The following is a 1220-nucleotide window of genomic DNA, read 5'->3' as shown; positions in this document are numbered from 1 at the left end:
GCTTGCTAACAGGCTTCACCAACTCGCCTGTAAGGGACTTGCACCCTCTGGAATAATATGATACCTTTCGTATCAGGTGCCCATACTGGGCGCACACAAGACCTATAGTGCATAAACGCACCATAGCCAAGCCGTTACATGTTATAGAAATTATATGAAAATCTTTAAAAATGTAAAAGGATTCTTCACTTCTAAGGCATGGAAACAGGCAGATGAATTATTCGAAGAAAGCTTTGAAAGAAGAATGAGAGAACAAGGCCATTTTGAATATACAGAAAAAAGCTTTCAGATTAAAAATAGCTCTGGAATTATTGAAGTGCTTTGGGCTGACGTGAATGAAATAAGAGCATACAAAGTCGACCTCTTGACAGTTGATGAAATAAGAATTGATATTTTATCAGAGACATCAACTATCACAATTACGGAAGAAACTCCAGGCTACTACATCTTCAAAGAAAAGTTGAAAGCAGTCTTTCCGAGCTTAGATTTAAATTGGGAAGAAAAGGTTGTAAAACCTGCATTTGCGAAGAACTTGACAGTAATCTATAAGAAGTAAAGAACTAAAGCATGTAACAAGGTTTATACCTTATGCTTTGGCTACGCCGCACATGGTATACACGAAACGTTAGCAGTAACCAGTAAGTATAAAAAGAAATGAAAAGAGAAAAGATTAGTGGTGGCTTTGCTGTTGTAGGACATGCTTTGGTACTGCTTTTCTTTGTTCCATTGTGTTTGTTTTTACTTTACATTATCATTACTAAAAACTTCAGCTTTGAAGGAGTAATTTTTCTATTGGCTTTTTTGGTTCCAAGTATACTTATGGTGAGACATGCCTATACTTATGCTGACTTATACTTAGAAGGGAATACTATCATTTTAAAGAAGCTGTTTAGCGTTAAGGCTAAGCCAATAGCTGAATATAAAACAGTAGAACAAGCAATAATGCCGTTGAAATACTGCATCAAATTTCAGGACGGAAGTAAAGCATGTTTCGCTTTAACCAGTTCAAAGGTATTTCGGCATATAATAAGCACCGACCCTGACAGAGTAGTAAAAGAACTAAGGCTGAAATTTCAAGAACTAAAGCAGGAATACGCAATTAAAGAATAAGAAATGGCAGCTGCCAACGTCTTGTATAGAAGGCACACTTCGGCTACGCCTCGTTCGCCTTCTATACAAGACGTTGGCACGTATAAAAGTTAAAAGGATAAAAATTGAAT

At 36.6% G+C, this 1220-nt stretch carries 2 protein-coding genes; both read left to right on the top strand.

Features of this window, described 5'->3' with window-relative positions; all coding sequences use genetic code 11:
• Positions 1–154: 154 nt before the first annotated feature.
• A complete protein-coding gene (locus tag ACFQ2O_RS21700) occupies positions 155–556 on the top strand; it encodes a hypothetical protein (RefSeq protein WP_377533011.1) in 402 nt (133 codons plus the stop codon).
• Between the two features lie 98 nt (positions 557–654).
• Positions 655–1110: a hypothetical protein gene (locus tag ACFQ2O_RS21695; protein WP_377533009.1), complete on the top strand. Its 456-nt coding sequence runs from the start codon at positions 655–657 to the stop codon at positions 1108–1110.
• The last annotated feature ends 110 nt before the right edge of the window (positions 1111–1220 follow it).

This window comes from Pontibacter rugosus (assembly GCF_042678745.1).
GTDB lineage: Bacteria > Bacteroidota > Bacteroidia > Cytophagales > Hymenobacteraceae > Pontibacter > Pontibacter rugosus.
This window is presented reverse-complemented; position numbering and strand designations above follow the sequence as displayed.

What these genes read in the sequence shown, in the direction of transcription:
- ACFQ2O_RS21695 (WP_377533009.1), top strand. Translation starts at nt 655, where the DNA reads ATGAAAAGAGAAAAGATTAGTGGTGGCTTTGCTGTTGTAGGACATGCT.
- ACFQ2O_RS21700 (WP_377533011.1), top strand. Translation starts at nt 155, where the DNA reads ATGAAAATCTTTAAAAATGTAAAAGGATTCTTCACTTCTAAGGCATGG.